Annotated in this window: 4 protein-coding genes; all 4 read left to right on the top strand. The window is 62.8% G+C overall.

Annotation, left to right across the window (positions count from 1 at the left end):
* Positions 1–275, top strand: a 275-nt coding sequence (locus EN969_RS26020) for an SDR family oxidoreductase (protein ID WP_127419515.1), incomplete at its 5' end; no start/stop codon positions are given.
* Positions 276–314: 39 nt separating this feature from the next.
* Positions 315–800, top strand: coding sequence for a MaoC family dehydratase (locus tag EN969_RS26025; RefSeq protein ID WP_263484965.1), 486 nt, complete (start codon positions 315–317; stop codon positions 798–800).
* Positions 797–1,828, top strand: a complete 1,032-nt coding sequence (locus tag EN969_RS26030; RefSeq protein WP_063168970.1) for a phosphotransferase family protein — start codon at positions 797–799, stop codon at positions 1,826–1,828. Before EN969_RS26025 ends, EN969_RS26030 begins: the two co-directional genes overlap by 4 nt.
* Before the next feature lie 165 nt (positions 1,829–1,993).
* The coding region (locus EN969_RS26040; RefSeq protein ID WP_164758495.1) for a TetR/AcrR family transcriptional regulator at positions 1,994–2,616 on the top strand (623 nt) is incomplete at its 3' end.

Raw genomic sequence — 2,616 nt, forward strand, 5'->3', positions numbered from 1 at the left:
CACTGGCGCTCGAGTTCGCCGCCCGCCGCATCACCGTCAACGCCTTTGCCCCCGGCCCCTTCCAGAGCCGGATGACGGCATTTGCCACCGCCACAGAGGAACAGGCCAGGCACGTCGGCAGCCATGTTCCGATCGGCCGTATCGGCGCACCGGATGACATCGCCGGCGCAACGCTCTATTTGTGCAGCCGTGCAGGCAGCTATGTCACTGGCGCCATCTTGCCGATCGACGGCGGACAGTCGGTGCAGCATGGGCTGACCTTGTTCAAGGAATGACATTTTCCGGCCACAGAAGCCGGGGGTGAACTGGAGGACATGAGCGTGGAACCGATCAGTCTCGATGTGCTTCTGGCCAGTGTCGGCAAGGAGGTCGGCGTGTCGCCGTGGCGGGTGGTCACGCAACGCATGATCGACCAGTTCGCCGACGCCACGGACGACCATCAGTTCATCCACTGCGATCCGGAGCGGGCGATGCGTGAAACGCCGTTCGGCGGCACCATCGCGCACGGCTTCCTGTCGCTGTCGCTGTTGTCGGCGATGACCTTCGAGACCATGCCGCCGCTGGAAAACGGCAAGATGGGCGTCAACCACGGCTTCGATTCGCTGCGCTTCCTGGCGCCGGTGAAAACCGGCGCGCGCATCCGCACGCGTTTCGTGCTGGCCGACGTCAAGGTCAGGCCGTCGGGCTGGGTGCAGACCGCGCATGACGTGACGATCGAGATCGAGGGTTCGAAGAAGCCGGCACTGACCGCGCGCTGGCTGACGCTGACCTTGATCGAACGCCAGCCCGAGACGGCATGAGTGATCCCGTTCTCGACCAGGCAGCGCTTGCGCCTTACCTCGAGGCGAACATACCGGGCTTTTCCGGGCTTGCGGCAGTCGAGAAGTTCAAATCCGGCCAATCGAACCCGACCTACCTTTTGACGGCGGCAAGCGGCCGTTACGTGCTGCGCGCCAAGCCGCCGGGGCAATTGCTGAAATCGGCGCACCAGGTCGACCGCGAATTCAGGGTGATGAGCGCGCTTGCCGGCACCGCCGTGCCTGTGCCGGCCATGCTGCATCTGTCGGCGGAAGGCTCGCCCATCGGCCGCATGTTCTACGTGATGGATTTCCTCGACGGCCGCATTTTCTGGGATCCGGCTCTGCCGGAGGCTGGCGACAATGATGAACGCGCCGCCATCTACGATGCCATGAACGACACCCTCGCCGCCCTGCACGAGGTCGATGTCGAGACTGTGGGGCTCGGCGATTTCGGCCGGCCGGGCAATTATTTCGAGCGCCAACTGGCGCGCTGGACGAGCCAGTACCGTGCCTCGGAAACCGGCACCGTCGCCGACATGGACCGGCTGATTGCCTGGTTGGAAACGCATATGCCCGTAGATGACGGCCGGATCTCACTGGTCCATGGCGACTACCGGCTGGACAATCTGATCTTCGCGCCGGACCGGCCAACGGTTCTGGCAGTGCTCGACTGGGAACTTTCGACATCAGGCCACCCCTTCGCCGATATCGCCTATCAATGCATGCAATGGCGGCTGCCGCACGCTTCCGGCTTTCGCGGCCTGGGCGGTATCGATCGTTCCGCACTCGGCCTGCCTTCCGAAGAGGACTACGTCGCCGCCTACTGCCGGCGGCGCGGGCTCACCGGTATCGGCAACTGGACGTTCTTCCTCGCCTTTTCCTTCTTCCGGCTGGCTGCCATCTGCCAGGGCGTCTTCAAGCGGGCGCTGGACGGCAACGCCTCCAATCCCGAGAAGGCGAAAACCTATGGCGAGGCGGTGAAACTGCTTTCGTGTCTTGCCGCAGAACTGATCGACAGGGAGGCGTGATGGGCCATTTCGAGAGAGGAACGGTGCTGATCACGGGGCTGCCAAAATTCGAAAAGCGTCGGCACGATCCGAAGCATACCGTTTGGGAACTTCCCGTGCCCTTGTCCGTTTCCGTACAGCGTATATAATTTAGCCAGCCACCAACCCAACCGAAGGCACCAGATCTTGCCGCAGAGCGTCCAGACACGCCGCGAGAAACAAAAAGCAGAACTGCGCTCCGAATTGCTCGAGGCCGCGCATAAGCTTGTCCAGGAAGAGGGCTATGAGGGCCTGACCATCCGCAAGCTGGCCAAGCGGGTCGGCTACGCCCCGATGTCCGTTTATTCCTACTTCGCCGACAAGCAGGACATCCTGTTCGCTCTGGCCGAGGACGCATTCGAGACGCTTGCTCGCCGCATCGAGGAGCATCCGTCCGATGATCCGATCGCAGCCTTGCAGGCGGTGATGACGGAATATGCCGCCTTCGGGCTCGGCAATCCCAACGAATACCGCACCGTATTCATGACCGAAAAGACCAAGCTGCCGGAAGGCAGGAGCTACGACGACATGGAAGAGAGCAACCCGGCGATGAAGGCGCTGATCAGCCGGGTCGAGGCCTGCGTTGCCGCCGGAAAATTGCAGGGCGATCCGCGCGCCATCGCCACCATGCTGTGGGCGGTTGGCCACGGCACGATCTCGCTGCTCATCACCTTTCCATTCTACCCCTTCGGCGACCCGCAGGCCTTCGTGAAGCGGATGTGCGATTTCACGCTCGCCACGCTCAGCACGCAAAACGTCCCGCCATTGAC

This window comes from Mesorhizobium sp. M7A.F.Ca.CA.003.01.2.1, assembly GCF_003998945.1.
Classification (GTDB): domain Bacteria; phylum Pseudomonadota; class Alphaproteobacteria; order Rhizobiales; family Rhizobiaceae; genus Mesorhizobium; species Mesorhizobium ciceri.